Source organism: Acidovorax sp. 59 (assembly GCF_002754175.1).
Taxonomy (GTDB): Bacteria; Pseudomonadota; Gammaproteobacteria; order Burkholderiales; family Burkholderiaceae_C; genus Acidovorax; species Acidovorax delafieldii.
In genome coordinates, this window is record NZ_PEET01000001.1 from 2,917,350 (window position 1) to 2,942,891 (window position 25,542).

Sequence of the window (25,542 nt, forward strand, 5' to 3'; positions counted from 1 at the left end):
CCATAAACTGCGGCATATGAAACTGGATACCCTCGATTTGCGCATTCTGGCCGAGCTGCAGGCCGATGGATCTTTGTCCAACGTGGAACTGGCGCGGCGCGTGCACCTGTCGCCCTCGCCCTGCCTGGCGCGAGTGAAGGCGCTCGAGGCAGCAGGCGTCATCAGCCGCTATGTGGCGCTGGCCAATGCGGCGGCGCTGGGGCTTGGCCTGAATGTGTTCATCAGCATCAGCCTCAAGGCGCAAAGCAAGGAGGCCCTGGCCGACTTTGAACGCCGCATTGCCGAGCACGATGAGGTGATGGAGTGCTACCTGATGAGCGGAGACAGCGACTACCTGATTCGGGTAGCGCTTGCCGACATTGGGGCGTTGGAACGTTTCATTCTGGAGCAGCTGTCGCCCATTCCGGGCGTGGAGAAGATCCGGTCGAGCTTTGCACTTAAGCAGGTGCGCTACAAGACCGCCCTGCCCTTGCCCAGCGCCTGATGCAGCCCACAGGCCGCCGGATGCGATGCAAACGCTATTTACGCGCCACGCCGCTCGTGACCACGCGCTTGCGCAGCTCGCGGATCAGCGCCTTGGCACGCGCCTCGTTGGCGGGGCCCATGCGCAGCAGGATCTTCTGACCGCTGGGCAGCGCCTCCAGCGCGGGGTCCACAAACTCGTAGCGCACCCAGGGCCGCAGGTTGGGCACTTCGGTGTTCACGGGCGTGAGCTTGACCTGCAGCGGGCCCGCCGGCTCGGGCGCCTGCAGCAGTTGGTCCAGCACCGCCACCAGGCGGTCGTTGAAGTAGCGCCGGGGGTAGCCCAGCTCTTCATACGCTTGCTGAAACAGCGGGTACAGCCGCGCGTACAGCGCCACGGCGGGCTCCATCGGTACCGCTTCAGCAAACGCCAAGAAGGCGCTGTAGCGTGCGGCATTGGCCGCCGCGATGGTGGTGGGCGCGTTGCCAGTGCCATCCACCACAAACCGCTGCGCCGTGGGCTGCACCGGCCACATGCGCGATGGCGCGTGGGCGCGGCCCAGGTTGTCCACCGTGGCCACCACACGACGCACAAAACCGTCGGTCTGCAGAAACATCGCCAGCTTGTCGCGGCCCAGCAGCTCGGCCAACAGCTCTGCAACCCGAGGGTCAGACTCGGCCAGCGCAGGCAAGGCAGCGTCGGGCGGTGCCAGCGCATCCACCGGGTTCTGCGGCCCCGACGCCTCGGGAGCGGGAGCGGGCGGGGGCGCTGCCGGTGCTGGTGGAGCGGCCACCACAGGGGGTGGCGCCAATGCGATCTCTACCGGCCGCAGCCAGAACCACCATGCCGCGCCAGCCGCCACGGCGCACACCAGCGCGGCCAGCAAGACCCAGAGTGCGGGGGAGGTGCGCTCTGGCGCGGGGCGGAATTCTGCGGTGTCTTGATCGGGCATCGGCTCTCCTTCAACACAGGAACAACCCTTGTCCGAGCCTCTACAGCGTTAGGCGTTCCCTGCCAGTCCCCCCAAAGGCGACTTGCCCGATTGGATCGCCACACGCCCAGGCCCTGGTAACGCGATGTAGCCAGCATCGGGCTGGCCCGCCCACAAAATCTGCCTAGAACGCCGTGGGCGTGGTGGACAGCGACTCCAGCCAGGCCACCGTGGCTGCCAGCTCGGAGGGACGAATCTCGTGTGCGCTGGGGAACTCGCGGTACGTCACCGTCACCGGCAGTGGCGCCATGTGGTGGGCGATGGCCTGGGCGTTGGCCAGCGGGATCACGTTGTCGTGGGTACCGTGGCTCAGCCACAGTTGCTTGCCGCGCAGCGCATCGGCAGGTGCGGTGAGCGGCACCACCTGCGGCAGCAGGCGGCTGTGCCACACCAGGCCTGCATGCATCAACGCGGGCCGGGTGAGCAACAGCGACAGCGCCATGATGCCGCCCTGGCTGAAGCCACCCACCACCACCCGCTCGGGCGGAATGCCCAGCTGATCGGCGGCAGACTCGACCGCCTGGGCTACCAGGGCGCGGCTTTGCGCCTCCTGCTCTTCGTTGATGGTGCGCTCGCCGCTGGGCTCGATGGAGAAATCAAACCACGCGTGTGAGCCCGGCCCCATGCGAAACGGCGCACGCAGGCTCAGCACATGAAACCGGTCCGGGATCTGCGGGGCCAGGCTGAACAGGTCCTGCTCGTTGCTGCCCACGCCATGCATCAGCACCAGCAGCCAGGGCCGGGGTGCGGTGGCGGCAGCGGGACGCTGCAAAAATGTGAGCGGCAAGGTAAGCATATATGTGCGCCTCGAATGGTTTAGGGCCAAAAACGGGTGGAATGCGAGGAGTTCCGTGTCAGTGCGCCGGCTCCAGAGCAAAAGCGTCCATCGACAGCATGCTGTACATCACCTCGCGGCTCAAGTAGTTTGCGTGCAGGTCGTCGCCTGCTGCGCCCAGTGCAAAGAAGATCGGCAAAAAGTGGTCTTCGGTCGGATGTGCGCGGTGGGCGTGAGGCGCCTGGCTGCGGTAGTTGAGCAGTGCTGCCATGTCCCCACGGGCCAGAGCGTCCTCGATCCAGCGGCTGAACTCCAGCACATAGGGCGCGGGCGCGCGCTCGCCGCCAAAAAACTCGGCCAGGTTGTGCGTCATGCTGCCCGACCCCAGCACCAGCACGCCCTGGCTGCGCAGGCTGCGCAAGGCGGCTCCCAGTGCATACACATCGGCCGGGCCCGCGCCCACGGGCAGCGCCACCTGCACCACAGGCACGTCGGCCAGCGGGAACAAGTGCATCAGCGGCACCCAGGCGCCGTGGTCAAAGGGACGCGCGGCATCGCCCTGGGCCGCCACGCCAGCAGCCTGCAACAGACCCAGAACTTCTTGCGCCAAAGCGGGTGAGCCCGGAGCGGGGTACTGCAGCTGGTACAGCGCGGGAGGGAATCCGCCAAAGTCGTGCCAGGTGGCAGGCTGCGGCCCGGTCATCACCTGCGCCGAGCGCGCCATCCAATGCGGCGACATGACCACCACGCCACGCAGGCCGGGGTATTGCGACTTCAGGCTCTGGCCCCATTGCGTGAGCGCCGGGCCCGTGGTGCCAGCGTCCAATGCGAACAAGGGCGCACCATGCGACACAAACAGCGCGGGGACTGCGGCAGAAACAGGAACGGGGGCTTGGGCAGAGGCAGACATGACAACTCCAACAAGGAACACCATGAATGTAGGACTGATAGCCCGTGATACCAAGCCCTGCAAGGCAGACAGATTGTTCTACGGATGATGCCAATCAAACATTGACAGCGCCCTGGTGCACAGCGCGTAACGCCCTCCAGCCCCTACGCAGGCCTGCTCTGGCCCGCAGGTCAGGAGCCGTCGCGCACCCTGCCCCGCAGTGCCTTGGTCTCGCCCCGCTGCGTTTTGCTTTTTAAGCGCCGCTGTTTCGACCCATAGGTGGGCTTGGTGGCCCGGCGCACGCGGGGCGGCACGGCCACGCTGTTGACCAGCGCATTGAGCCGCTCCAGGGCATCGGCACGGTTTTGCTCCTGGCTGCGGTACTGCTGGGCCTTGATGACCAGCACACCGTCTTGCGTGATGCGGGTGTCGCGCAGGGCCAGCAGGCGCTCCTTCACGCCCTCGGGCAGCGACGACGCCACCACGTCAAACCGCAGGTGGACCGCGCTCGATACCTTGTTGACGTTTTGTCCGCCCGCGCCCTGCGCGCGCATGGCGGTGATTTCAACCTCGTCCTCAGAAATTTGCAGGGGCAGCGGGGCCATGGCCGTGGAATCCCCCGCGCCCAGCCATCAGGCCGCTGGCTGCTGGGCCAGCAACTGCGCCAGCCCGTCAATCGCCAGGCCATAGCCCAGCACGCCAAAGCCACACATCACTGCCTTGGCGGCGGCGGCCATGTACGAATGGTGGCGGTAGGCCTCGCGCGCATGCACATTGCTGATGTGCAGCTCGATCAGGGTGATGCCCGTGCCCTTGATGGCGTCGTGTAGCGCAATGCTGGTGTGGGTGTAGGCCCCAGCGTTCATCACCACGCCCGCCAGCTCGCCCGCTGCGTGCAGGCGGCCCGCCTCGTGAATCCAGTCCACCAGCGCGCCTTCGTGGTTGCTTTGGTGAAAACGCAGCGCAAAACCGTGGCGGTTGCAGGCGTCGGTGCAGAGCTTTTCCACATCGGCCAGGGTGGCTGCGCCGTAAACGGCAGGCTCGCGCGTGCCCAGCAGGTTCAGGTTAGGGCCATTGAGGACAAAAACGGTTTTATTGGCAGTCACAGACAAGTCTCCGGGGCAATGCGCCTGCCACGCTGGCAGGCCAGAGTGCGGGATTATGCGGCGCCCCAGCGCAGGGGCCGCCCCAATAAAAAAGCGGCCCCGAAGGACCGCTGTAAAAGGCAGCCTGTGCAACGCTGCCTGTGAGCGACTCGCGCCCAAGAGGTTGGTGACAAACCAGCCGCTGGGGGCTGATCAACGGTCCCAGTGGCGACCGTGGCCGTGCCCGTGGTGGCGGTGGCCATAACCATAACCGCCGTAATACACCGCTGGGGGTGGCGTGTAGTACACCGGGGGAGCGTTGTAGTACACAGGGCGTGGAGGGGGAGCGTAGTACACCGGTGGGGGCGGTGCCACATACACCGGGGCGGGGGCGTAGTAGCCATTGCTGGCCCCCACCACCACGCCTGGCACGCCAATGCCCACGGACCAATTGACATCGCGGGCCTGGGCGGAGCCAGCACCGGCCAACAGGGCCAGCGCTACACCCGCCACAGCGGCCGCAGTAGAAACAGAACGGGTTTTCGTCATGGAAATCTCCTAGTGAATGAGGGCGGCCCACCAAAAGGACACGCCTCACCGGTACACAACGCACCAAGTGCCTAAAAGGATGGCACAAAATCGTCTTTACGTTGTGTCTGAACGTACACGCGCTGGTTTTAATGCGTAAACCGTCACGAAACCGCCGCCTAAAATGGCTGGATGAGCACCCCCTCCCCCGCCAATACCGCCGCCACTGCCACTTCTGCGGCCCCTGAAACCGTCAAGCCCAGCAATTTTTTGCGCCAGATCATCGAACACGACCTGGACAAAGGCACCTACGCCACCCGCCGCTGGGCTGGCACCCCCGGCGACGCCGCCCACCACACGGCCGGCCAGCCCGATCCCGCCAAGATCCGCACCCGCTTCCCGCCCGAACCCAACGGCTACCTGCACGTGGGCCACGCCAAGAGCATCTGCATCAACTTTGGCCTGGCGCGCGACTATGGCGGCGTGTGCCACCTGCGCTTTGACGACACCAACCCCGAAAAAGAAGACACCGAATACGTCAACAGCATCATCGACGCCGTGAAATGGCTCGGTTTTGACTGGACACAGATCGGCCAGGCCCCTGGCAGCGCCGCCCCCTACCAGGCCAGCGACTACTTCGGCTTCATGTACCGGGCAGCCGAATACCTGATCGAAGCCGGCCACGCCTACGTGGACGAACAGACCGCCGAACAAATGCGCGTGAACCGGGGCGACTTCAGCAAGCCCGGCGTGGACAGCCCCTTCCGCAGCCGCACGCCGGCAGAGAACCTGCGCATCTTCCGCGAGATGAAGGACGGCCAACACGAAGACGGATCGATGGTGCTGCGCGCCAAGATCGACATGGCCAGCCCCAACATCAACATGCGCGACCCGGCCATCTACCGCATCCGCCGCGCCACGCACCACAACACGGGCGACACCTGGTGCATCTACCCCATGTACACCTACGCGCACCCCATCGAGGACGCGCTGGAGCAGATCACCCACAGCCTGTGCACGCTGGAGTTTGAAGATCAGCGCCCCTTCTACGACTGGCTGCTGGAGCGCCTGACCAAAGGCGGCCTGCTGGCCAGCCCGCCCCCCCGCCAGTACGAATTTGCGCGCCTGAACCTCACCTACGTCATCACCAGCAAACGCAAGCTCGCCCAGCTGGTGTACGACCACAAGGTCAGCGGCTGGGACGACCCCCGCATGCCCACCATCGTGGGCCTGCGCCGCCGTGGCTACACGCCCGCCGCCATCCAGACCTTTGCCGAGCGCATCGGCGTCACCAAATCCGACAGCTGGATCGACTACAGCACCCTGGAAGGCTGCCTGCGCGAAGACCTGGAGCTGAAGGCCCACCGCGGCATGGCCGTGCTCAACCCCGTCAAGCTGGTGCTCACCAACTGGGACGACGTGATGGGCGCAGGCCACCTGGAGCCCTGCAGCCTGCCCGCCCTGCCCCACCCACCCGAAGGCGTGGAAAGCCCCGTGCGCCACTTCACCATCGGCAAGGAAGTCTGGATCGAGCGCGAAGACTTTGAAGAAGTGCCCCCCAAGGGCTACAAGCGCCTCTTCCCCGGCAACAAGGTGCGCCTGAAGGGCGGCTACGTCATCGAATGCACCGGCTGCACCAAGGACGCTAACGGAGTCATCACCGAAGTGCTGGCCACCGTGGTGCCCGACACCAAAAGCGGCACCCCCGGCGCCGACAGCGTGAAGGTCAAAGCCGCCATCACCTGGGTGGGTGTGGCCGACGGCGTGAACGCCGAAGTGCGCATGTACGACCGCCTGTTCCTGGACGCGCAGCCCGACGCGGGCGGCAAGGACTTCATCGAAAGCCTGAACCCGAACAGCCTGAAGGTGGTGACCGCCATCGTGGAGCCGTCATTGGCCAATGCGAAGCCAGACGACAAGTTTCAGTTTGAGCGGCATGGGTACTTTGTGGCGGATCGTATTGACCACAAAGCCGAAAAGCCGGTGTTTAACTTGGCGGTGGGGTTGAAGGATTCGTGGGGGAAGTGATTTCACTTTGAATCTTGAAAAGCCAGCAGACCTCAAGTCTGCTGGCTTTTTTCATTTAGAGCGACTATTGCTGCTGAGCCGACAGTACCCGTTCGCTGAAACGATCATTGATTCAAAATGGATTCGCTGACACCGAAAAGCACGGTTGGCGGACCCACGTTTTAGTCGACGTAAAGGCGAGCTCAGTTTGCAGAAGCTGCAGCTCGGTTACAGCCGATGCTGCATGGATTTCCAATCTTTATTACCTTTGACGTCTCAAATGACCCCACTTCGCTCACTGGTCCCAGAAGGACATGCCGTCGCAACGATGCCGATCACAGATCTCGCCGGCTACGTGCTCGAAGTGCTTATGTCCGCTGACCCAATGGAGCGCGGGGTCTGGAATCGACGCAACTTCTGCATCCAAGCAGAACGTGAGTACGCTCAGCCCGGACAGACAGCCGACGGAGCAGTTGGCACTGCTTGCTCAGCAGCTTGGTCGTGGCTGGAAGCAAATGGATTTATCGCCAAGCACCCAGAGCAAGACAACGATTGGTACGTACCAACTCGCCAAGGCGAAGCTCTGCGTGACCATCAAGCTCTAAGGCAGTTCATGACAAGTGAACAACTACCAGAGACCTTTCTGCATCCGGAACTGCTGCAGCACGTCCGGCCACTGTTCTTTCAATCTAGGTTCGAGACCGCAGTTTTCGAGGCGTTCAAGTCGCTGGAAGTTTCAATACGGAACGCCGCGAACTTAGGTCATGACCTAGTTGGCGTACAACTTGCAAGCCGAGCTTTTCATCCAGAAGAAGGTCCCTTGACTGACATGACCGCCGAGCGAGGCGAACGCGTCGCGCTAATGAGCCTAATGACCGGAGCAATTGGTAGCTACAAGAATCCATCGTCACATCGTCGTGTTGCGATCGAAGCGAAGGAGGCACGAGACATGATCATGCTCGCATCGCACCTTCTAAAAATTGTTGACTCTAGGCGTTGTTCTGACATTTCAACGCTCGCTACTTAAACGTCAGATCGCATGCAAATCCAAGACGTCGAGATATACCGCTCAGACCTCGAAGAGCTGATTAAGCGCTTCGCAACCAAGACGGTATCTTTGGTTTCAGCCGAGACCATTAGGTCTTGGGCCCAGGCCAACGCCTACAGCGTTAGGGGCGATCCGATCGCAGCAGCCTTCCCGCCCAATCGCACTCACTCTTTCATCGTCGCTGTACGACGAGCTATCGATGAACGGTCGATACGTAGCATGATCGATGGACTTGCCGTCACCGGCTTTGCGACAGAAAGTGAACTGCTAGAAAGTAGCCCATATCAGTTCTTGTCACACACTGTTCTTCACGAACTGGCTCACATTGAAAACGGGTGGGGTCAAGAATTCGAAGCAGAGTGTGATCGATGGGCATTCTCGCGACTAGAAAACAGGAAATGCGGCTCAACCTCGCCCACGGCGCGATCTGCCCCCCTACGTTGAGCGCTTCAGGTTGCGATAACTTCACCGACAACTCCTGGCCATCGCCCCTCTAACCAAACCCACGCCATGGCTCTAACGCAATTTCCCCAGATCCTCCAGTTCTGGTTCACCGAACTCACTCCCCAGCAGCATTTCTTCAAAGACGCCGCCCTGGACGAATCCATCCGAACCCGCTTCGGCCCCACGCTGGATGCCGCAGCCCGCTGTGAACTGTTCCCCTGGCGCGCTACCCCAGAAGGCCGGTTGGCAGAAATCCTGGTGCTGGACCAGTTCTCGCGCAATGTGTACCGCGACACCGCCCGCGCCTTTGCGCAAGACGCACTGGCCCTCGCCCTGGCGCAAGAGCTGGTGGCCAGCGGGCAGGACCGCAGCCTGCCTACGGCGCAGCGCGTGTTTGCCTACATGCCGTACATGCACAGCGAATCTGCCGTGATTCATGAGCAAGCCCTCGCGCTGTTTGCGCAGCCGGGCATGGAAAACAACCTAGACTTTGAGCGCCGGCACAAGGCCATCATCGACCGCTTTGGGCGCTACCCGCATCGCAACGCGGTGCTGGGCCGCACCTCCACGGCCGAAGAGCTGGCGTTTTTGAGCGAGCCGGGGTCATCGTTTTAGGCATCGCACTAATTCGCTATATTCTTCATAGCACTTCCCGCTTATCAAACAAGCGCTACAGGCCAATATGGCGGTCAATGAGGTGCTCGATTAAACTGCGTCTATGCATCCCGCCATCGCCCAATACCGCACCGGCATTGCCGCTATCTGCCGGCGCTACGGCATTCGGCGGCTGGAGGTGTTTGGCTCGGCGGCACGGGCCAGTGACTTTGACCCCGCCCACAGCGACGCCGATTTTCTTGTGGAGTTTGCTCCGGGCATTGAGCCCGGGCTCCACTCCATTTTTGGCGCCAAGGCCGATCTGGAAGCACTGCTGGGCCGGGGCGTGGACCTGGTGGAACCCGGCGCTGTGCGCAACCCGTACGTGCTAGCCAACATCAACCGCCACCGCGAGGCTGTGTATGCAGCGTGACCCGCGCGCCTTTTTGTGGGATGTGCGCGAGGCGGCTGCCGCCATTGAGGCTTTTACCCAGGGCATGGATGCAGCAGCCTATGGCGCCAACGCCATGGCCCAGGCGGCGGTAGAGCGCAAATTTGAAATCATTGGCGAAGCACTCAACCAACTGTCCAAGCTGGATACGGCCATGGCCGCCCGCATTCCCGACGTGGCGCAGATCGTGGCGTTTCGCAACCAACTCATCCACGGCTATGCGACGGTGAACGTGGGTACTGTGTGGAACATCACCCAATCAGCCCTGCCCGCCTTGCTGCGCGCGGTACAGACTCTTCTGGAAGAGCAGGATTGAAACACCCCACCTTCGCCCACATACCGCCCGGCCCGCTGGCAGGGCCGTTGCAGCTGGTGCCCGTCAACGCTGGCGTGGTGTCAGTCCACACTGCCGATGGCGCGCATGTGGGTTCGCTCAAGCTGGTCGGCGGGGTGTGGAAGTTCAAGGCCATGGGCTACGACGCCGCAGGCCGCATGGAGCCGGGCCATGGGCCGCTGACGGAGCAGCACAACATGGCGTTCGCGGCGCTCGATGAGGCCGAGGTGAGTGCCCGGCTGCTGGGCGCGTTGGGAAGCGCTGGGTAACGAGCGCTAAGAAAGCACCAAAAATATACGAAGCCGCGCCGCACAGCGCTGCAACCCTCAGAGTTGGGCGTCGGCCAGCACAAACTCCACCGCCGCACACGCCGCCGCCACCTGCGCCTCAATGCACTGCTCGGGCGTGGCGCGGGCGCTGTCGGGGTAGACCTCCGTTGTGGTGGTGTAGCGGGCGCCGCTGATGCCCGCGCACAGGCCCCACTGCTTCATCGGGTAGTGGATGACGCCCGGCGCCACCACGGGCGTGCCGATGATTTCGTTCTTGTCGTCCGCAGGCGCAATGTGCGTGACGCGGCTGACGGCGTCGATGATGGCTTGCTGGAAGGCGGGCTGCGGGTTGTCGGTGTCGTCCACCAGGTAAAAGCCGTCGGGGATGCTGCCGGGCTCGAACACCTTGCCGTCGCGTGCGGCCACAGCGGGGCGGTATTCGGATTCGTCGGTGTCGGTGGTTTCGTGCAGGTCGATGTGGGCGGCAAACTGGCCGTGCAGCGGCGCCACCAGGCGCATGAGGGCGGCGGACTCTTGCGCGGGCGATCCGTCGCGAAATGAGCGGTTGGGGTCGACGGCGTCGAAGTTCCAGCGCTGAAACCGCTCGTACGCCCAGGGGCTCACGCACGGCACCACCAGCAGGTTGGCGCGGCCTGCAAAGCGCTCGGCGTGCGTGTCCACAAACCGCAGTGCTCCGTGCACGCCGCTGGTCTCGTAGCCATGGACCCCGCCGGTCACCAGCACGGTGGGCAGGCCGGGCTGCCAATCGCGGCTGCGCAGGGCCCGCAGGGGAAAGCGCTCTGCCGGGTGCTGGGCGTCGGCATAAATCACGTCGCCATACATCTCCACGTCAAACCGGCCCCGCATTGCCTCGATGGCCGTGAGCACGTCGTCGGCGTAGCTGCGCTGGCGCACCTGCCGTGCGCGCCACTGGTCGCGTTCTGCCGCGCCCCAGGCTTGGCCGGGCGTGCCGATGGGATAGGTGTGGGTGGGTTGCATGGGTGCGTGGGATGGAGTGGCAGGTGAATGGCAGGCCCGGCGGCAAGCGGGGCCAACGGAATGGACAACGCCAATAAGAGCGGCTAACAAAACTCAGCGAAGCGGTTCTGGCTAGGCGCTGTGTCGCAGGCAGTACGAGCAGTACGACAAGACACAGCAACGACGCCAGAAGAGTTTTGTTAGCCGCTCTAAGGCTTGTCGCAGGGCGTTCATAGAATACCGCGATGCCCTTCCCTTCGATTCGGCCCTTGCGGCTGGCGACCTCGTCGCTGCTTTTGCTGCTGTGTGCGCTGGCGCACGCACAGCCCGCCCCCCAACCCGCAGCTGCCAGCACCCCGGCCATGCGCCCGGCGGGCGGTGCCCCTGGGGATGGCACAGCACCCACACCGGGGGGCGCTACAACCGCCGCGCCCACAGCGGCCGATGCAGCCCTGCTGTCGCGCGATGCGCGGCGCATTTACGAGCTGTCGCGCGACAAGCTGGTGCAGATCCGCACGCTGCTGCGCAATGCCAACACGCAGGCGTCGATTGGCTCGGGCTTTTTTGTGTCGGCCGATGGGCTGATCGTCACCAACTTTCACGTGGCCAGCCAGCTCGCGCTGGAGCCCGAGCGCTACCGGGGCGTGTACGTGACGATGGAGGGGCAGGAGGGCGAGGTGGAGCTGTTGGCGTTTGACGTGCAGCGCGACCTGGCCGTGCTGCGCGCCAAAGGGCGCACAGCCGCTGCGCCTGTGCTGGGCTTTCGGCCAGACACCGACGCGCTGGCGCAGGGCGAACGCATTTACTCGCTGGGCAACCCGCTGGACATCGGCTTTGCCGTGACCGAGGGCACCTACAACGGGCTGGTCAAACGCAGCTTTTACCCGCGCATTTTTTTTGGCGGCGCGCTCAACCCCGGCATGAGCGGCGGCCCCGCCGTGGACGACGCAGGCCGGGTGTTGGGCGTCAACGTCGCCAAGCGGCTGGATGGCGAGCAGGTGAGCTTCTTGATACCCGCCGAGTTTGCGCAGGCGCTGGTGCAGCGCGCAGCCAATGCCCAGCCCATCACGCAGGCCGCGCATGCCGAGATGACGCGGCAGTTGATGGAACACCAGCAACTGCTGACGGACCGGTTCTTGAAAGCGCCGTTTCGCGAGCAGCGCCATGGCAACTACCGCCTGCCCGTGCCCGACGATGCGCTGGCGCGGTGCTGGGGATCGGGGCGTGACCCGGCCTTTCCGGGCCTGAACCTGGAGCGCACGCAGTGCCAGGCCGACAGCGATGTGGTGGCGGGCGACTTCAGCACTGGCGCGGTGCGCCTGTCCTACGAGGCCTACAACGCGCCCACGCTGGGCGCCGCCCGGTTTGCCCGCATGTACTCGCAAAGTTTTGCGAATGAGCGCCTGCCCACGCGCGGCAACCGCCACCAGACGGCGGCCGAGTGCACCGAGCGGTTTGTGGACCCCGGCACCGTGCCGCTGCGTGCGGTGGTGTGCCTGTCGGCCTACCGCAAGCTGACCGGCCTGTACAACATGACGGTGCTGGCCACCTCGGTCAACCAGCCCACACGGGGCGTGCTGGGCCGCCTGGATGTGCAGGGCATTGCGTTTGACAACGGCATGAAGCTCGCCAGCCACTACCTCAAGGCCTTTCGCTGGGAGGCCGCACCATGAGCGCGATGCCAACCACCACCACCCTGGGGCTGATCGAGGCGTTTGACCGCCACGGCGCGCTGCTGGCGCGTGCGCCCATCACCCGCTGGCCCGTGACGGTGGGCCGCGCGCTGGACTGCGACCTGGTGCTGGACGACCCGTTTGTGGCGCCCCGGCACCTGCGCATTGACCGCGCGGTGGACGAGCCCCGCACCGTGCAGGTCGAGGTGCTGGAGACACGCAACGGCGCACGCCTGCAGCGCAAGCAGCATGCCCAGGGCGAACGCTTTGACTGGCCCGATGGCATGCCCATCGACCTGGGCCACACCCACATCCATCTGCGCCTGGCCGATGCGCCCATTGCCGAGGAGCAGGCGCTGCCGCAGTTTCCGTGGCGCACCGTGGGCACCACGGCCGCGCTGGCGGTGCTGGTGCTGCTGGCCGGGCTGGGAGAGTCGTGGCTGGAGGCCCGCGACGCCGCGCAATACCTGAAGTCGCTGCCCCTGTTGCTGCTGACCACGCTGGCCGTGGTGGGGGCCTGGGCGGGTCTGTGGTCCGTGGCCAACAAGCTGTTTGGCAGCCAGCTGCGGTTCTGGCGCCACGTGCGCATCGCATGCGCCGCAGTGCTGGTGGCCGACGCGGTGCAGCTGCTGAGCTACGCGACGGCGTTCACGTTCTCGCTGGAGTCGCTGTCGCGGTTTGCCCCGGTGCTGATGGTGCTGGTGCTGGCCGGCGCGCTGTACGCCCACCTGGCCACCGTTCTGCCCCGCCGCCGCGTGGGCCTGGCCTGGGCCATGGCGGCTGTGGTGCTGCTGGGTGTGCCGTCTTGGCTGGGCGCGCAGTGGCTCAACCGCATGCGGCTTGGCAACGAGCTGTACATGAGCAGCCTGTTCCCTCCCGCCCTGCGCGTGGCCCCTGCGGTGCCGGTGGACCAGTTCCTGCAGGACGCCGATGCGCTGCGCGGCAAGCTGGACCGGCGCCTGCGGGATGACGGGCTGGCGGACGAGGACGACGAGTAGGCGACCAGACGGCCTGCTTCTACCCTGCCATTGCCCCATGCGCCGCCGCAAGCCCCACCACCACGTCTACGTGGTCGAGCTCTCCAAAGACGTGCTGCTGGAGCCGCGCTTTCGCAAGTGCAACCCCGGCTACATCGACGGCAAGCCCTGCGTGTACGTGGGCATGACGGGGCTGGACCCGGATGTGCGGTTTGACAAGCACAAGGCGGGCATCCAGGCCAACCGGTTCGTCACGCAGTACGGCCTGCGGCTGCTGCCGGACTTGTACGAGGGCTTCAACCCCATGACCTACGAGGAGGCCGTGGACCGGGAGATCGAGATTGGCATCGACCTGCGCTCGGCCGGGTTTGGGGTGTGGCAGGCGTGAGCGCCTGCTCAAGGGGAGGCGCCTATTCCAAGTCTGGGCCCCACGCGCATCCTTTAAGATTCCGCCCCGCTGATTCAACCACTCACTTTTTTATAGCTGCTCGCGCATGATCTTCTAGCGCTTGCGGCTCATTTCACTTGAATTTGACTGCCATGAACTTCGCAGATCGCCTGAAGCAACTCCCTTCCGCCAGCCACCTCGCCGCCCTGCAACTGCTGGGCGCAGACGGCCAGGTGCTGGCCACCATCGAGAACAAGCCCGGCCAGACCGGGTCGCTGGTGGTGTATGCCGCACTGGCGGCGCTGTATGGCGGGCAGATCACGCCTGCAGCCGCCAGCCTGGGGCTGGAGTGGTATGCGGAGCATGTGGCGGATGCGCGCGCCTTTCCGGACAAGCACCCCAACATCGACCGGCTGCTGGCCTGGGCGCAGGGCAGTGAGCGCTTTGCGGTGCGCACCATCGCCGCCTGAGCCGGCGCCACAAAAAAATGTGGTGATGCAAAGGGCCGGTTGTCGAAAACGCACCGGCCCGTTCGTCGTAGAGGTGTGAACGCGTAAAAGCCCCAGGCCATTGACCATCATGGTGTTGGAGCGCACGCTGTCATCCATCCACCCCGATTCCCGCAAGGAGACCCTGCATGACGAACCCCAACCCCTCCGCAGCCCCGACCGCCGCCACCGGCACCGTCACCCTGCACCGTGTGCTGCGCGCCCCGGCCGAGCGCATCTACCGCGCGTTTCTGGATGCAGACGCCATGTGCAAATGGCTGCCACCCCACGGCTTCACGGGCCGGGTGCTGAGCCTGGATGCGCGCGTGGGCGGCAGCTACCGCATGCAGTTCACCAACCTGAGCAGCGGCGGCACGCACGCGTTTGGCGGCGAGTATGTGGAGCTGGTGCCGGGCGAGCGCATCGTGCACACCGACCGGTTTGACGACCAGAACCTGCCGGGTGAGATGCGCACCACCGTCCAGCTCAAAAAAGTGATGACGGGCACCGAGGTGTCCATCGTGCAGGCAGGCATCCCGGCGGTGATCCCGACCGAGATGTGCTACCTGGGCTGGCAGGAGTCGCTGCAGTTGCTGGCGCTGCTGGTGGAGCCGGAGATTCCGGGCGAGTAGCCCACAGGTCCACTGCGCCAGACCCAAGTCACTTCAAAGCCGTCACTTCAGCCACTTGTCTGCGGCCTGCTTGATGGTGCCCCGGCTGTCCACCAGGCCCCACACAAAGCCCATCACGCGCACGTAGTCAGCGTCGTCAGTGGGCAGCATGAAGCCCAGGTAGTTCTTGGGCGTGAGCGGCGCGTCCACAAATGCGGCGTGCAGGCGCGGGTCGGCCTTGGCGTAGTGCAGGGCTTCATACGTTTCGGTGATCATCACGTCGCCCTTGCCTTCGGCGATCAGCGCGGGGATCTCGGCGTTCTTGTCGTGCGTGCTGACCTGGGCGGCCTTGAGGTTGGCCAGCACATAGGTTTCGTTGGTGCCGCCGGGGTTCTTGATGACGCGCACGGTGGGCTGGTTCATGGCATCCACGCTGGTGTATTTGGCCTTGTCGGCCGCGCGTACCAGGGCCACTTTGCCGAACGGGGCGTAGCCGGGCAGCATGTCAAAAATGCGCATGCGGTTGACGTTGCGGGTGATGCCGCCCACGGCCACGTCAAACTTGTCGCCCTGCAGGTCCTTCACCAGGTTGGGCCAGGTGGTGGGCACGTATTCGATCTTCACGCCCAGCTCCTTGGCCATGGTTTCGATCACATCGATGTCGTGGCCGCTGTAGCCCGCGTCGGTCTTGATGGCAAACGGGCGGTAGTCGCCGGGCGTGCCCACGCGGATGACCTTGGCCTCCATGATCTTGTCGAGCCGGGGGCCTGCCTGCGCGGCCGGGCTGAAGGCGAGGCTGGCGACCACGGCTGCGGCTGCGGCCAGGGCCAGGGTTTTCTTGATGATCATGGGCAGGTTCTCCAGTAGGTCAGAAGATGTGACAAGAACAGGCATTTCCGTGGCCCGCAGCGAATGCGGACGCACAGGTGCTTGGGCCAGACACGTTACAGCAAACGGCGCGCAGTACAAGGGCACATCGGCGGCCCACGGTCCGCATCGCGACACGTTGCGCCCTGCATGACGCAAAGCCTATGCCAGACGCGAGAGCACGCAGTTCGCCCGGCGCAGGCATGAGCGCCTGCAATGGAGAATCCTTCGGATGCTCTAATTTTTATAGCGCATTAGGCATATCCGTTCGGCGCCAGACATCCATCTGGCACCAAACTGGGTTACCCTGACCAGTTCTGCAACAAGGATTCGCCATGAAAAAACTCAACGTCACCATCCAGCTCGAAATGACCGTGCCTGACAACTGGGAGCTGGTCGATACCTCCGAGGGCACGCCGGTCATCAAGCTGCCCGATGGCAAGTTCATGGACATCGCCATCGAACCCCTGTTTGCCACAGATCCCGAAGACCTGTGGGCCAGCACCGAAGACGAAGACGTGCTGGACGACATCCTCGACATGGTGGACAGCGAAGCCGTGACCTACGAGTTCGTGACGCACTGATCCATAAGCACGGCGGAGATGCCCGCCAGGGCAAAAACTGCCCCGGCGGCGTACCGCAACCGCCGCCGCGCATCCACTACCAGCAACTACACATTTGATAGCACCTGGCGCATTGCTAATTGGCACCAGCGGCTGATTTCATTCAAACATCGTCACAGCTGCGACCGCATCCAGCCGGTCAAGGTCTCGTGTACTTTCTCGCGCAGCGGGCGGTCCCGCCAGGCCTCGTAGGTCACGCGGCGTGACCGCCGGATGTCGTCTTCAAACACCTGAGTCTGGCGCTGTGCAAAGGCAGCGTCGTACACGTTCAGGTTGGCCTCGTCGTTCAGGCGGAACGAGCGGTTGTCAAAATTGGTGGAGCCCACCGACACCAGCAACTGGTCCACGATCATGACCTTGCAGTGGTACATGGTGGGCCCGTATTCGTAGATCTCGGCCCCGGCCTGCAGCAGCTCGCCCCAGGTGGCACGGGATGCGGCCTTCACGGTCTCGGTGTCGGTGTGCTCGCCGGGGGTGATCAGGCGCACGCGCACGCCGCGTGCCAGCGCATCCATCAGCAGCTTGCGTGTCAGGTCGTCGGGCACAAAGTACGCCACCGACAGGTCGATGCTGCGCTCGGCCGCCGTGATGGCCAGGTGGTACATGAGCTGCATGCTCTCGCTGCCACTCGATGGCGAGCTGGAGAACATCTGCGCCTTTTGCGCACCCGCTGGTGCGATGGCCGGAAAGTACGCCTCGCCATGCAGCACCTTGCCGGTGACCTTGAGCCAGTTGTCCAGAAACGTGGCCTGCATCTGCGCCACCACGGGGCCACGCACCAGGTAGTGCGAGTCGCGCCAGTGGTCGGGGTCCTGCGCGTGGCCCGTCCATGCCGGGGCAATGCCCACGCCGCCGGTAAAGCCCACCTGCCCGTCCACCACCAGCAGCTTGCGGTGGGTGCGGTTGTTCAGCCGGGCCAGGTTGTACCAGTGGGGTTTGTGGAACTTTTCAATCAACACCCCGGCCGCCTTCATCTCGGCCAGATAGCTCTCTTCCATCTTGGCGCTGCCCACCCAGTCGAGCAGCACATGCACGGGCACACCGGCGCGGGCGCGCTCGCTCAGGGCGTCGGCAAACTGCTTGCCGATGTCGCCCGACCAGTAGATGTAGGTTTCGAAGGTGACGCTTTTCTGCGCGGATTTGATCGCGGCCAGCATGGGCGGAAAGATCTGGTCGCCGTTGAGCAGCTCGGTCACCGCATTGCCGCCCACGATGCCCGGGCCCAGCAGGCTGCCCAGGGCACGTTCGAACTGCGGGTGGGCGGCGCTGTACAGGCGCGGCAGCTGTTGCTGCACCTTTTTCTCGCCCGCCGTGAAGTTGAGTGCCAACAAAACAAGGGCCCCCGTGGCCAGGGCCGTGAGCAAGACAGTGAGCATGGTGGAACGGCGGCGAGGGGCGGCGGGTGGCATGGCGCGATGGTAGGTGCCGACATGCAGGCGCGATGTAGGCGGACGCCGCCAACACCGGGGGCACAATCGCCCTTGTCGGCCGCGACAGCGGGGCGCTTTGCACCCGTACCAGCCCCCCGCGCAGCCACTTTGTTTTTGTTCATGCCTTCCTCTGCCGTGTCTGAATCTGCCCGCCCTGCTTCCGCCCGCCCCGCCCTCTCCATCACCCGCCGCAGCGCCTTGATCGGCACGGCGGGCCTGCTGGCGCAGCCTGCCCTGGTGGCCCCTTTGCATGCCAAGCCTGTGCCACCCGCGCCCACGGTGTGGCCCCAGGCGCTACAGGTGCCCGGGGGCGTGGCACGGCTGTCGCTGGGCCCGGCGGCCACGCGGCCGGTGGCGCAGGTGCGCCAGGGCGAGGTGGATGTGCCGCTGCGGGTGGTGGGCGATGCCATCGAGTGGACGGCCATCGTGGGCATTCCACTGGCGGCGGCGCCGGGTGATGCCTTCATCAGCGTGCTGCCCGAGGGCGGCGGCAGCCCGCGCCTGGTGCACTACAGCGTGGCCCCCAAGCAATACAAGGAGCAGCACCTGAAGGTGTCGCCCCGCACGGTGGACCTCTCGCCCGAGGACCAGGCCCGCTACGAGCGCGAGCGCGACCACCAGGCCCAGGTGATGGCCACCTTCACCGAGCAGCCCGCCGGCGTGGCGCTGGCATCGCTGCGCATGCGCGTGCCCGTGCCGGGGCGGCGGTCCAGCTCGTTCGGGCTGCGCCGCGTGTTCAACGGCCAGCCGCGCAATCCGCACAGCGGCATGGACATTGCCGCCGCCACCGGTACGCCCATCGTGGCGCCGCTGCCGGGCCGGGTGATTGACGTGGGCGACTACTTCTTCAACGGCGGCACGGTGTGGCTGGACCACGGTCAGGGCCTGCTCACCATGTACTGCCACCTGAGCAGCATGGAGGTGCGCGTGGGCGATGTGCTGCAGGCGGGCGACGCGTTCTGCAAGGTGGGCGCCACCGGCCGCGTGACCGGCCCGCACCTGCACTGGGGCGTGATGCTGAACCGCACCATGGTGGACCCGGCGCTGTTCGTGCCGGCCTGATGGCGCAGGGCTTCATTACTATGTATTTGATAGCACCCAGCGCATATTTCACTAGCGCATCCGGCCCTTTTTGCTTGAAACCAGCCCCATGACCTCGCGCCTGATCCGTTTCAACAAGCCCTACGGCGTGCTGAGCCAGTTCACGCCCGAGGGCAAGTGGCAGGGCCTGAAGGACTACATCGACCTGCCCGGCGTGTACGTGGCCGGGCGGCTGGACGCCGACAGCGAAGGGCTGCTGCTGCTGACCAACGACGGCAAGCAACAGGCCCGCATTGCCGACCCGCGCTTCAAGATGGAGAAGACCTACTGGGTGCAGGTGGAGGGCATCCCCAATGAGGCCGCGCTGGCCGCGCTGCGCAGTGGCGTGGTGCTGAACGACGGCCCCACCCTGCCCGCCCGCGCGCGGCTGCTGGAGCCCGCCCCTGCGGTGTGGGACCGCACCCCGCCCATCCGCGAGCGCAAGGCCATCCCCACCACCTGGATCGAACTCATCATCCGCGAAGGCCGCAACCGCCAGGTGCGCCGCATGACGGCCGCCGTGGGCCACCCCACGCTGCGGCTGATCCGCGCGGCCATCGGGCCGTACACGCTGGACGGGCTGGCGCCGGGCACCTGGGCGGATTGAGCTGGCAGGCGTGCGGGGTCTACGCGGCCACCGCCTGCATGCGCCGCGACAGGGCTGACCCACGCGCGCGCAAAAAGGCCCGCAAGCCCTCGGCATAGTCCGCACCCACGGCCTGCTGCACCGAAGGGCGTGCCGCCAGCGCAGCCCGCCACTGCTGCACCAGCGGCAAGCCGTGCCAGAGCCCCAGGCCATCCACGCCCGGCAAGGTGTCGATGACGTCGAAGTACCGGAACACCGGGCCAAACACCGCATCCACCATGCCAAAGTCCGGCCCGGCAAAGTACGGCCCCGGCACGCTGCGCTGGCCCAGGGCCTCTTCGATCTGCACGAAGCGGCTGCGCTGGTCCTGCGCGCGGGCCTGCAGCGTGGCCTCATCCGCTGCGGCGTAGAAGGCGCCGATGGTGTTCAGCACCGCAGAGCCAAACTCCATCCAAGCCCGGTGGCGTGCGCGCTGCAGCGGATCTGGCGGGTGCAGCACGGGCATGGCCACCTCGTCCAGGTATTCGCAGATCACGGCCGACTCGAACAGGCTCTGACCGCGCACCTGCAGGACCGGGGTCTTGCCCAGCGGCGAGATTGCCAGGAACCAGTCGGGCTTGCGGGCCAGGTCGATGGTGCGGCGCTCGAACGCCAGGCCCTTTTCGTGCAGCACGATGGCCACGCGCTGCACATAGGGGCACAGCGCGTGCGAGACCAGAGTGAGCGCGGCGGGCGCTGTGGTCTGGGCCATCACGACAGCAACCCCTCAGCCCGCAGCGCGGCCTGCACCTGCGGGCGGGCCGCCACGCGTGCCATCCAGGCCTGCAGGTGCGGGTAGGCAGTGAGCGGGATGCCCAGCAGGTGGGACCAGTTGACGATGGTGAAGCCATACGCATCGGCCACGCTGTAGCCGCCCGCCAGAAAATCGCTGCGCGACAGGACGGTATCCATCTCGGCAAAACGCACGGCCAGCTTGGCCTTGACGGCCTGGCGCGTGGAGTCGGCCGTCTCCTTGTGCCACAGCCAGGGGCTGAAGCCCTTGTGCAGTTCGGTGCTGACGAAGGTGAGCCACTCCAGCACGGCCAGCCGCTCGCTGGAGCCGGGCTGGCCGATGAGTGCGCGCGCCGGGTCCAGGTCGGCCACGTACTGCAGCAGCGCCGCTGCTTCGGTGTGGCGCGACTGGTCGGCCAGCTCCAGCAGGGGCACATAGCCGCGCGGGGAGATGTCGAGGTAGTTGGCGCCGGTCTCGGTGGTGTGGCGCACCAGGTTCACCTTGACCAGATCGAACGCAACGCCGACCTCGCGCAGGGCAATGTGGACGGCGAGCGAGCAGGCACCGGGGGCGTAGTAGAGCTTCATGGGAACGGGGCTTTCTGTAAAAACGGTTGGAATGTGTCGCCGTTGCTACCCACTAGCAGCCACAGACACCCATCGGTACACGGCAAGGCCCGGCGACAGGCAGAATCTATTCTTGCAATAACGCAAACAAAATAAGCACCCATGAAATCAACCGTTGCATCAGCGCAATACCAACTGGGCGCGGCCGAGCTGGAAGTGCTGCTGGCCATGGTGCGCACCGGCACCCTGGCGGCCGCCGGTGAGCGGCTGGGTGTGGATGCGTCCACTGTGTTCCGTGCCATCCAGCGCATCGAACGGGGGCTGGGCCAGTCGCTGTTCGACCGGTCGCGCGCCGGCTACCGCCCCTCGGAACTGGCCCAGGCATTGGCCGAACAGGCCGAGCGTGTGGAAGCCGCCCTGGAGGCCGCGCGCTCTGCCGCACAGGCGCAGCCCGAACAGGTGTCGGGCACGGTGCGCATCTCCACCACCGACACCATCCTGCACGGCCTCATCGCCCCGGCCCTGCAGATGCTGCAGCCCCTGCACCCGGCCCTGGTGTACGAGCTGCACGCCGGCAACGAGCTGGTGAGCCTGACGCGGCGCGACACCGACATCGCCGTGCGCGCGACCAAGCGCCCGCCACAGCACCTGGTGGGGCGGCAGCTGGGCATGATCCGCTCGGCCCTGTACGCAGGCACCGCCAGCACCCTGGCCCTGTCGGATGTGGAGGCGGGCCGCGCCGCCTGGATTGCGCCCGACGACGCCCTGCCCGACCACCCCTCGGTGCGCTGGCGCAAGAAGCAATACCCCAGGGCGCAGCCCACCTACCGCGTCAACAGCCTGCTCACCGTGATGGAACTGGTGGCCCTGGGCATGGGCGTGGGGGTGCTGCCCCTCTTTCTGGCCCAGGGCCGCAGCGACCTGCGCCCGCTCACGGGCGCGTTGGCCGACGGCGAGACCGAGCTGTGGCTGCTGACCCACCCGGAGTCGCGGCACCTGCGGCGCATTGCAGCGGTGTACGGGCATCTGGCGGAGACGGTGCAGCTGCCCTGAGTCACCTGGGGCCTCTGGCCGATGAATGCACGGGGCAGACCCCACCCGCGCCTGCTGCCAGCACGTTGTCAGCAGCCGGTCCCTACAGTGCGCGGGCATGACCATTACACAGTTCTACGGCGCATCCAGCCTCGACGGCTTCATCGCCACGCCCGACCATGACCTGGGCTGGCTGATGCAATTTGGCGAGATCGAAGGCTCCAGCTACCCCGACTTCATCCGCAACGTGGGCGCGCTGGCCATGGGATCACACACCTACGAATGGATGCTGAAACATGCCATCGATGCGGGACAGCCCTGGCCGTACACACCGCCCACCTGGGTGTTCAGCACACGCACGCTGCGCAGCATTGCGGACGCCGATGTGCGCTTTGTGCGTGGCGATGTGCGCCCCGTGCACCAGGCCATGGTGCAGGCCGCAGCAGGGCGCAATGTGTGGGTGGTGGGCGGGGGCGACCTGGTGGGGCAGTTTGACGATGCGGGCCTGCTGGACGAGCTGATCGTGCAGGTGGCGCCGGTCACGCTGGGCTTGGGCACACCGTTGTTTCCGCGCCGTGTGGTGCAGCCGCCGCTGCAACTGCAATCCGTGACCACGCTGGGCGGCGTGTTTGCCGAGCTGCGCTACCGGGTACCGCCACGTTCCGACCGCTGAGTGCCTGAGTGCGGGCGACTGTCCCGCCAGGGCTGCTCAGTCCGCCAACGCCTGGTCAATGACCAGGTAGCGTTTGACCAGGTCAAAAAAGCTGTCGTAGAAGGTGTCCTTGGCAATGGTCTCGCTGCCCACCTTGACCAGGGACTCGCTGCTGGATGAGAACGGCAGCGACACCGAGCCGATGGCGCCCACACCCACGCTGGCCGAGTTGTTGGTCTTGCGCAATGCGTAGGTGTCCTGGGTGGCCGTCACAAAGCCCAGACTGACCTTGCCGTCGTTGGCCTCGGGCACACACACCACGCGCACCACCATCTGCAGGTGGGACTCGGGCTCGGGCTGGAAGCTCTTCTTGCCTTCCACCAGGTCGGCCGCGCTGGACGAGATGACGTAGCCCTGGCTGAGCAGCGCGCGGCGCGAGGCTTCACACGTCTGGGCCGGCGTGGCATCGAACAGGCGCGAGTACGTGGCGACCGAGCCAAAGTTCTCCTGCACGCCAAACGTCTTGGCCCCTGTGCCGGCACAGCCTGCCATGACCAAAGTCGCGCCACAGGCTAGGGCCACTGCAGCGGCGCGCAGGAGCGCTGGTTGGGGGGCATGGGATTCTGTGGACCAGGGGAAACGCAAAACCGGGACTCCTTGGGGGTGGGTAGCTACCGCCGACAATAACAAGCACGTTACAAGCGCATTCGACAATGCGCCCCATTGTCACAGCGCCTGGGGTGTCTGACGGTAGTAACCGCTCCCGGTTCCCCACATTCTTCATGCCATGCACAAACTGGCGTGGTAACACCTTGAAGCAAAGCGGTCCGGTGATACGCCGGGGGCTTGGCACAGAACATGCCCCGCGCACCAGCACCTGCCACGACGCTCTTGCACCCATGCAAAGCGCTATACCATTCATAGCTACAAAGGCACGCTGCAGTGGCGCATCTAGCCAAAATTGGCTCACTGCAGCAAAAACACCGCCGCCAGCGCCTGCAACCCACTATTAAGCCCCCCGTGCCCCTCGCTTCCCTGTTTTGCCTGGTCGTCGCCATCAGCGACGGCGACACCCTCACCGCCCGCTGCGGCACGCCCGGCGCCTATCAGCAGGTGAAGGTGCGCATCGCCGCCATCGATGCGCCCGAGTCGCGCCAGGCCTTTGGACAAAAGGCACGGCAGCATCTGGCCCAGCTGTGTTTTCGGCAACGCGCCACGCTGCAACCCGTGGACGAGGACAGCTATGGCCGTATGGTGGCGCAGGTGCGTTGCGGTGGCACCGATGTCGCCACAGCACAGGTGCGCGCGGGCATGGCCTGGGTGTACACGCCGTACGCCAGCAGCTACCCGCACCTGGCGCCCCTGCAGCGCTCGGCACAGGCCCAGCATGCGGGCCTGTGGTCCCAAAAGCGGCCCTTGGCACCCTGGGACTACCGGCACCGGCATCGCCGTTGATTCCAGCTGCGCCGCGCCCACAGAGGCACTGGACAGGTACTTTGCGAGCCATTGACAGCAGACTGCGTCCACAAAAGCTAGCATCTGGCCTCCCACCCACAAGGCCGCGCAACGTCTGCGGCACGCCCCGCACTCTCCGACCCATTCCATGTCCAGCCCAGAGCCGACCGCCCCCCGCGCCGCCGTTGCCGTACCAGAAGAACCTGCCAGCGTTTATCGCCACGCGGGTTTCCTTTCGTTCCTGATCGCCCGTGTCGTGGCCGTCATCGCCACCCAGGTACAGGCGGTGGTGGTGGCCTGGCAGGTGTACGACCTGACCCGGCAGCCGCTCGCGCTAGCCTATGTGGGGCTGGCGCAGTTTCTGCCCATGCTGGCTTTGTTGCTGCCCGCGGGCGACCTGATCGACCGCTTTGACCGCAAGCGCATCCTGGCGATCGCCTGGTCGGTGGGCGGCCTGTGCAGCGCCCTGCTCTGGTGGCTGTCTGGCCACGGAAGCAGCGGGGTGGCGGGCATTTATGCCGTGCTGGTGCTGTATGGCTGTGCCCGCGCGTTCTCGGGCCCGGCCATGCAGAGCCTGTTGCCACAGATCGTGCCCCGTGCACAACTGGCCCAGGCCATCGCCGCCAACAGCATGCTGATGCGTGTGGCCAGCATTGGCGGGCCGCTGCTGGGCGGGCTGCTGTATGCGCTGGGCGGCGGCGAGCTGACCTATGCCATCTGCTGCGCGTGTTTTGTGCTCGGGGTGGCCCTGCTGCTGCGCGTGGTGGTGGCCCATGCCACGGCACCCGGCCCCGCGCAAGGCACGATGTTCGAGCGCTTTGGCGCGGGCATCACCTTCATCCGCACGCGGCCCATCATCCTGGGCACCATCTCGCTGGATCTGTTTGCCGTGCTGCTGGGCGGCGTGGTGGCGCTGCTGCCCATCTATGCGCAAGAGGTGCTGCATGTGGGCCCGGCGGGCCTGGGTGCGCTGCGCAGTGCCATGGCTGTGGGCGAAGTCAGCGCCGGGCTGTACCTGAGCATGCGGCCCTTCAACCGCCAAGTGGGCCGCACCATGTTCATCGCGGTGGCGGTGTTTGGCGTGGCCAACCTGGTGTTTGCGCTGTCCACGCTGTTCTGGCTGTCGTTTGCGGCGCTGCTGGTGGCGGGCGCGGCCGACATGGTGAGCGTGTACATCCGGGGCGCTCTGGTGCAGTTCTCCACGCCCGACACCATGCGCGGGCGGGTGAACGCGGTGAACATGCTGTTCATCGGCTCGTCCAACGAACTGGGCGAATTCCGCGCGGGCACCAGCGCCGCATGGCTGGGCGTGGTGCCCGCCGCCATCGTGGGCGGCCTGTGCACGCTGGGTGTGGTGGGTGGCTGGATGATGGCGTTCCAGACCCTGCGCAAGGTAGACCGTTTTGAGGAGGCGGCGCAGGCCACGGGCGCAGCGCCATAGCACCGAGAACCTGTTCTCAGGCGATCATTTCTGGGGGTTTGGAGA

At 65.5% G+C, this 25,542-nt stretch carries 31 protein-coding genes; 19 read left to right on the forward strand and 12 right to left on the reverse strand.

Annotated features, from left to right (window positions below):
• The first annotated feature begins 16 nt into the window (after window positions 1-16).
• Window positions 17-484 carry an Lrp/AsnC family transcriptional regulator gene (locus CLU87_RS13225; protein WP_099730725.1) on the forward strand — a complete coding sequence of 156 codons (468 nt, stop codon included), beginning with the start codon at window positions 17-19 and terminating at the stop codon, window positions 482-484.
• Window positions 485-518: 34 nt separating this feature from the next.
• On the opposite strand, the gene CLU87_RS13230 is transcribed toward CLU87_RS13225, so the two are convergent.
• From CLU87_RS13230 to CLU87_RS13255, 6 genes are all read right to left on the reverse strand, one after another.
• Window positions 519-1,415 (reverse strand): DUF3014 domain-containing protein, encoded by an 897-nt coding sequence (locus tag CLU87_RS13230; RefSeq protein WP_099730726.1) that lies wholly within the window; start codon window positions 1,413-1,415, stop codon window positions 519-521.
• Window positions 1,416-1,578: 163 nt separating this feature from the next.
• Window positions 1,579-2,250 carry an alpha/beta hydrolase gene (locus CLU87_RS13235; protein WP_099730727.1) on the reverse strand — a complete coding sequence of 224 codons (672 nt, stop codon included), beginning with the start codon at window positions 2,248-2,250 and terminating at the stop codon, window positions 1,579-1,581.
• A gap of 58 nt (window positions 2,251-2,308) precedes the next feature.
• Complete coding sequence (locus CLU87_RS13240) at window positions 2,309-3,139, reverse strand: class III extradiol ring-cleavage dioxygenase (RefSeq protein WP_099730728.1); 831 nt, start codon at window positions 3,137-3,139, stop codon at window positions 2,309-2,311.
• A 170-nt stretch (window positions 3,140-3,309) separates the two neighbouring features.
• Complete coding sequence (gene arfB / locus CLU87_RS13245; protein WP_099730729.1) at window positions 3,310-3,723, reverse strand: alternative ribosome rescue aminoacyl-tRNA hydrolase ArfB; 414 nt, start codon at window positions 3,721-3,723, stop codon at window positions 3,310-3,312.
• A 27-nt stretch (window positions 3,724-3,750) separates the two neighbouring features.
• Window positions 3,751-4,224: a type II 3-dehydroquinate dehydratase gene (gene aroQ, locus CLU87_RS13250; RefSeq protein ID WP_056064698.1), complete on the reverse strand. Its 474-nt coding sequence runs from the start codon at window positions 4,222-4,224 to the stop codon at window positions 3,751-3,753.
• 192 nt (window positions 4,225-4,416) lie between these two features.
• Window positions 4,417-4,752 carry a hypothetical protein gene (locus tag CLU87_RS13255; RefSeq protein WP_056064701.1) on the reverse strand — a complete coding sequence of 112 codons (336 nt, stop codon included), beginning with the start codon at window positions 4,750-4,752 and terminating at the stop codon, window positions 4,417-4,419.
• A 171-nt stretch (window positions 4,753-4,923) separates the two neighbouring features.
• On the opposite strand from CLU87_RS13255, the gene CLU87_RS13260 reads away from it, so the two are divergent.
• From CLU87_RS13260 to CLU87_RS13285, 6 genes are all read left to right on the forward strand, one after another.
• A complete protein-coding gene (locus tag CLU87_RS13260; protein WP_099730730.1) occupies window positions 4,924-6,759 on the forward strand; it encodes a glutamine--tRNA ligase/YqeY domain fusion protein in 1,836 nt (611 codons plus the stop codon).
• A 223-nt stretch (window positions 6,760-6,982) separates the two neighbouring features.
• Entirely contained in the window at window positions 6,983-7,765 is a 783-nt protein-coding gene (locus tag CLU87_RS13265; protein ID WP_143227278.1) for a TIGR02391 family protein, read from the forward strand.
• Between the two features lie 531 nt (window positions 7,766-8,296).
• Complete coding sequence (locus tag CLU87_RS13270; RefSeq protein ID WP_099730732.1) at window positions 8,297-8,845, forward strand: DUF924 family protein; 549 nt, start codon at window positions 8,297-8,299, stop codon at window positions 8,843-8,845.
• Between the two features lie 103 nt (window positions 8,846-8,948).
• Complete coding sequence (locus tag CLU87_RS13275; RefSeq protein WP_099730733.1) at window positions 8,949-9,257, forward strand: nucleotidyltransferase family protein; 309 nt, start codon at window positions 8,949-8,951, stop codon at window positions 9,255-9,257.
• Window positions 9,247-9,591 carry a DUF86 domain-containing protein gene (locus CLU87_RS13280; RefSeq protein WP_099730734.1) on the forward strand — a complete coding sequence of 115 codons (345 nt, stop codon included), beginning with the start codon at window positions 9,247-9,249 and terminating at the stop codon, window positions 9,589-9,591. The genes CLU87_RS13275 and CLU87_RS13280 overlap by 11 nt, the downstream gene beginning before the upstream one ends.
• Window positions 9,588-9,878 carry a hypothetical protein gene (locus CLU87_RS13285; RefSeq protein ID WP_099730735.1) on the forward strand — a complete coding sequence of 97 codons (291 nt, stop codon included), beginning with the start codon at window positions 9,588-9,590 and terminating at the stop codon, window positions 9,876-9,878. Before CLU87_RS13280 ends, CLU87_RS13285 begins: the two co-directional genes overlap by 4 nt.
• A gap of 57 nt (window positions 9,879-9,935) precedes the next feature.
• Here the strand turns inward: CLU87_RS13285 and CLU87_RS13290 are convergent, their stop codons facing one another.
• Window positions 9,936-10,877, reverse strand: coding sequence for a M14 family metallocarboxypeptidase (locus tag CLU87_RS13290; protein WP_099730736.1), 942 nt, complete (start codon window positions 10,875-10,877; stop codon window positions 9,936-9,938).
• Window positions 10,878-11,101: 224 nt separating this feature from the next.
• Here CLU87_RS13290 and CLU87_RS13295 point away from each other — a divergent pair, with 224 nt between their 5' ends.
• The 5 genes from CLU87_RS13295 (at window position 11,102) to CLU87_RS13315 (ending at window position 15,014) form a co-directional block, all read left to right on the forward strand.
• Window positions 11,102-12,529 carry a S1C family serine protease gene (locus CLU87_RS13295; RefSeq protein ID WP_099730737.1) on the forward strand — a complete coding sequence of 476 codons (1,428 nt, stop codon included), beginning with the start codon at window positions 11,102-11,104 and terminating at the stop codon, window positions 12,527-12,529.
• Entirely contained in the window at window positions 12,526-13,527 is a 1,002-nt protein-coding gene (locus CLU87_RS13300) for an FHA domain-containing protein (RefSeq protein ID WP_099730738.1), read from the forward strand. Before CLU87_RS13295 ends, CLU87_RS13300 begins: the two co-directional genes overlap by 4 nt.
• Window positions 13,528-13,564: 37 nt before the next feature.
• Window positions 13,565-13,894, forward strand: coding sequence for a hypothetical protein (locus CLU87_RS13305; RefSeq protein ID WP_015014990.1), 330 nt, complete (start codon window positions 13,565-13,567; stop codon window positions 13,892-13,894).
• Window positions 13,895-14,046: 152 nt separating this feature from the next.
• A complete protein-coding gene (locus CLU87_RS13310) occupies window positions 14,047-14,364 on the forward strand; it encodes a DUF2322 family protein (protein ID WP_099730739.1) in 318 nt (105 codons plus the stop codon).
• Between the two features lie 167 nt (window positions 14,365-14,531).
• Window positions 14,532-15,014 (forward strand): SRPBCC family protein, encoded by a 483-nt coding sequence (locus tag CLU87_RS13315; RefSeq protein ID WP_099730740.1) that lies wholly within the window; start codon window positions 14,532-14,534, stop codon window positions 15,012-15,014.
• A gap of 42 nt (window positions 15,015-15,056) precedes the next feature.
• Here the strand turns inward: CLU87_RS13315 and CLU87_RS13320 are convergent, their stop codons facing one another.
• Window positions 15,057-15,842, reverse strand: a complete 786-nt coding sequence (locus CLU87_RS13320) for a transporter substrate-binding domain-containing protein (RefSeq protein WP_199170829.1) — start codon at window positions 15,840-15,842, stop codon at window positions 15,057-15,059.
• A 353-nt stretch (window positions 15,843-16,195) separates the two neighbouring features.
• Here CLU87_RS13320 and CLU87_RS13325 point away from each other — a divergent pair, with 353 nt between their 5' ends.
• Entirely contained in the window at window positions 16,196-16,444 is a 249-nt protein-coding gene (locus tag CLU87_RS13325; protein WP_056064732.1) for a hypothetical protein, read from the forward strand.
• A gap of 152 nt (window positions 16,445-16,596) precedes the next feature.
• Here CLU87_RS13325 and CLU87_RS13330 read toward each other — a convergent pair whose 3' ends face one another.
• Window positions 16,597-17,859, reverse strand: coding sequence for a phosphatidylserine/phosphatidylglycerophosphate/cardiolipin synthase family protein (locus CLU87_RS13330; protein ID WP_099730741.1), 1,263 nt, complete (start codon window positions 17,857-17,859; stop codon window positions 16,597-16,599).
• 174 nt (window positions 17,860-18,033) lie between these two features.
• On the opposite strand from CLU87_RS13330, the gene CLU87_RS13335 reads away from it, so the two are divergent.
• Together CLU87_RS13335 and CLU87_RS13340 are read left to right on the forward strand one after the other, a co-directional pair.
• The gene (locus tag CLU87_RS13335; protein WP_099732173.1) at window positions 18,034-18,975 is read left to right on the forward strand and encodes a M23 family metallopeptidase; all 942 of its coding nucleotides are present in this window, start codon (window positions 18,034-18,036) and stop codon (window positions 18,973-18,975) included.
• Between the two features lie 88 nt (window positions 18,976-19,063).
• The gene (locus CLU87_RS13340; RefSeq protein WP_099730742.1) at window positions 19,064-19,600 is read left to right on the forward strand and encodes a pseudouridine synthase; all 537 of its coding nucleotides are present in this window, start codon (window positions 19,064-19,066) and stop codon (window positions 19,598-19,600) included.
• A 19-nt stretch (window positions 19,601-19,619) separates the two neighbouring features.
• Here CLU87_RS13340 and CLU87_RS13345 read toward each other — a convergent pair whose 3' ends face one another.
• Together CLU87_RS13345 and gstA are read right to left on the reverse strand one after the other, a co-directional pair.
• The gene (locus tag CLU87_RS13345; RefSeq protein ID WP_099730743.1) at window positions 19,620-20,330 is read right to left on the reverse strand and encodes a glutathione S-transferase family protein; all 711 of its coding nucleotides are present in this window, start codon (window positions 20,328-20,330) and stop codon (window positions 19,620-19,622) included.
• Window positions 20,330-20,938: a glutathione transferase GstA gene (gene gstA, locus CLU87_RS13350; protein WP_099730744.1), complete on the reverse strand. Its 609-nt coding sequence runs from the start codon at window positions 20,936-20,938 to the stop codon at window positions 20,330-20,332. Before gstA ends, CLU87_RS13345 begins: the two co-directional genes overlap by 1 nt.
• A gap of 141 nt (window positions 20,939-21,079) precedes the next feature.
• Here gstA and CLU87_RS13355 point away from each other — a divergent pair, with 141 nt between their 5' ends.
• Both CLU87_RS13355 and CLU87_RS13360 read left to right on the forward strand, forming a co-directional pair.
• The gene (locus CLU87_RS13355; protein ID WP_099730745.1) at window positions 21,080-21,970 is read left to right on the forward strand and encodes a LysR family transcriptional regulator; all 891 of its coding nucleotides are present in this window, start codon (window positions 21,080-21,082) and stop codon (window positions 21,968-21,970) included.
• 97 nt (window positions 21,971-22,067) lie between these two features.
• Entirely contained in the window at window positions 22,068-22,622 is a 555-nt protein-coding gene (locus tag CLU87_RS13360; protein ID WP_099730746.1) for a dihydrofolate reductase family protein, read from the forward strand.
• 36 nt (window positions 22,623-22,658) lie between these two features.
• Here CLU87_RS13360 and CLU87_RS13365 read toward each other — a convergent pair whose 3' ends face one another.
• On the reverse strand, window positions 22,659-23,153 hold the full coding sequence (locus tag CLU87_RS13365; protein ID WP_056747050.1) for a DUF2242 domain-containing protein: 495 nt from the start codon (window positions 23,151-23,153) through the stop codon (window positions 22,659-22,661).
• A gap of 468 nt (window positions 23,154-23,621) precedes the next feature.
• Between CLU87_RS13365 and CLU87_RS13370 the strand changes: the two genes are divergently transcribed.
• The gene (locus CLU87_RS13370; protein ID WP_099732174.1) at window positions 23,622-24,056 is read left to right on the forward strand and encodes a thermonuclease family protein; all 435 of its coding nucleotides are present in this window, start codon (window positions 23,622-23,624) and stop codon (window positions 24,054-24,056) included.
• Between the two features lie 148 nt (window positions 24,057-24,204).
• Window positions 24,205-25,497, forward strand: coding sequence for an MFS transporter (locus tag CLU87_RS13375; RefSeq protein ID WP_099730747.1), 1,293 nt, complete (start codon window positions 24,205-24,207; stop codon window positions 25,495-25,497).
• The last annotated feature ends 45 nt before the right edge of the window (window positions 25,498-25,542 follow it).

Bases quoted from the DNA above. Each gene is read 5' to 3' on its own strand.
- CLU87_RS13225 (WP_099730725.1), top strand. From the start codon at position 17: ATGAAACTGGATACCCTCGATTTGCGCATTCTGGCCGAGCTGCAGGCC.
- CLU87_RS13230 (WP_099730726.1), bottom strand. From the start codon at position 1,415: ATGCCCGATCAAGACACCGCAGAATTCCGCCCCGCGCCAGAGCGCACC.
- CLU87_RS13235 (WP_099730727.1), bottom strand. From the start codon at position 2,250: ATGCTTACCTTGCCGCTCACATTTTTGCAGCGTCCCGCTGCCGCCACC.
- CLU87_RS13240 (WP_099730728.1), bottom strand. From the start codon at position 3,139: ATGTCTGCCTCTGCCCAAGCCCCCGTTCCTGTTTCTGCCGCAGTCCCC.
- arfB (WP_099730729.1), bottom strand. From the start codon at position 3,723: ATGGCCCCGCTGCCCCTGCAAATTTCTGAGGACGAGGTTGAAATCACC.
- CLU87_RS13255 (WP_056064701.1), bottom strand. From the start codon at position 4,752: ATGACGAAAACCCGTTCTGTTTCTACTGCGGCCGCTGTGGCGGGTGTA.
- CLU87_RS13260 (WP_099730730.1), top strand. From the start codon at position 4,924: ATGAGCACCCCCTCCCCCGCCAATACCGCCGCCACTGCCACTTCTGCG.
- CLU87_RS13265 (WP_143227278.1), top strand. From the start codon at position 6,983: ATGGATTTCCAATCTTTATTACCTTTGACGTCTCAAATGACCCCACTT.
- CLU87_RS13270 (WP_099730732.1), top strand. From the start codon at position 8,297: ATGGCTCTAACGCAATTTCCCCAGATCCTCCAGTTCTGGTTCACCGAA.
- CLU87_RS13275 (WP_099730733.1), top strand. From the start codon at position 8,949: ATGCATCCCGCCATCGCCCAATACCGCACCGGCATTGCCGCTATCTGC.
- CLU87_RS13280 (WP_099730734.1), top strand. From the start codon at position 9,247: ATGCAGCGTGACCCGCGCGCCTTTTTGTGGGATGTGCGCGAGGCGGCT.
- CLU87_RS13290 (WP_099730736.1), bottom strand. From the start codon at position 10,877: ATGCAACCCACCCACACCTATCCCATCGGCACGCCCGGCCAAGCCTGG.
- CLU87_RS13295 (WP_099730737.1), top strand. From the start codon at position 11,102: ATGCCCTTCCCTTCGATTCGGCCCTTGCGGCTGGCGACCTCGTCGCTG.
- CLU87_RS13300 (WP_099730738.1), top strand. From the start codon at position 12,526: ATGAGCGCGATGCCAACCACCACCACCCTGGGGCTGATCGAGGCGTTT.
- CLU87_RS13305 (WP_015014990.1), top strand. From the start codon at position 13,565: ATGCGCCGCCGCAAGCCCCACCACCACGTCTACGTGGTCGAGCTCTCC.
- CLU87_RS13310 (WP_099730739.1), top strand. From the start codon at position 14,047: ATGAACTTCGCAGATCGCCTGAAGCAACTCCCTTCCGCCAGCCACCTC.
- CLU87_RS13315 (WP_099730740.1), top strand. From the start codon at position 14,532: ATGACGAACCCCAACCCCTCCGCAGCCCCGACCGCCGCCACCGGCACC.
- CLU87_RS13320 (WP_199170829.1), bottom strand. From the start codon at position 15,842: ATGATCATCAAGAAAACCCTGGCCCTGGCCGCAGCCGCAGCCGTGGTC.
- CLU87_RS13325 (WP_056064732.1), top strand. From the start codon at position 16,196: ATGAAAAAACTCAACGTCACCATCCAGCTCGAAATGACCGTGCCTGAC.
- CLU87_RS13330 (WP_099730741.1), bottom strand. From the start codon at position 17,859: ATGCTCACTGTCTTGCTCACGGCCCTGGCCACGGGGGCCCTTGTTTTG.
- CLU87_RS13335 (WP_099732173.1), top strand. From the start codon at position 18,034: ATGCCTTCCTCTGCCGTGTCTGAATCTGCCCGCCCTGCTTCCGCCCGC.
- CLU87_RS13340 (WP_099730742.1), top strand. From the start codon at position 19,064: ATGACCTCGCGCCTGATCCGTTTCAACAAGCCCTACGGCGTGCTGAGC.
- CLU87_RS13345 (WP_099730743.1), bottom strand. From the start codon at position 20,330: ATGGCCCAGACCACAGCGCCCGCCGCGCTCACTCTGGTCTCGCACGCG.
- gstA (WP_099730744.1), bottom strand. From the start codon at position 20,938: ATGAAGCTCTACTACGCCCCCGGTGCCTGCTCGCTCGCCGTCCACATT.
- CLU87_RS13355 (WP_099730745.1), top strand. From the start codon at position 21,080: ATGAAATCAACCGTTGCATCAGCGCAATACCAACTGGGCGCGGCCGAG.
- CLU87_RS13360 (WP_099730746.1), top strand. From the start codon at position 22,068: ATGACCATTACACAGTTCTACGGCGCATCCAGCCTCGACGGCTTCATC.
- CLU87_RS13365 (WP_056747050.1), bottom strand. From the start codon at position 23,153: ATGGCAGGCTGTGCCGGCACAGGGGCCAAGACGTTTGGCGTGCAGGAG.
- CLU87_RS13375 (WP_099730747.1), top strand. From the start codon at position 24,205: ATGTCCAGCCCAGAGCCGACCGCCCCCCGCGCCGCCGTTGCCGTACCA.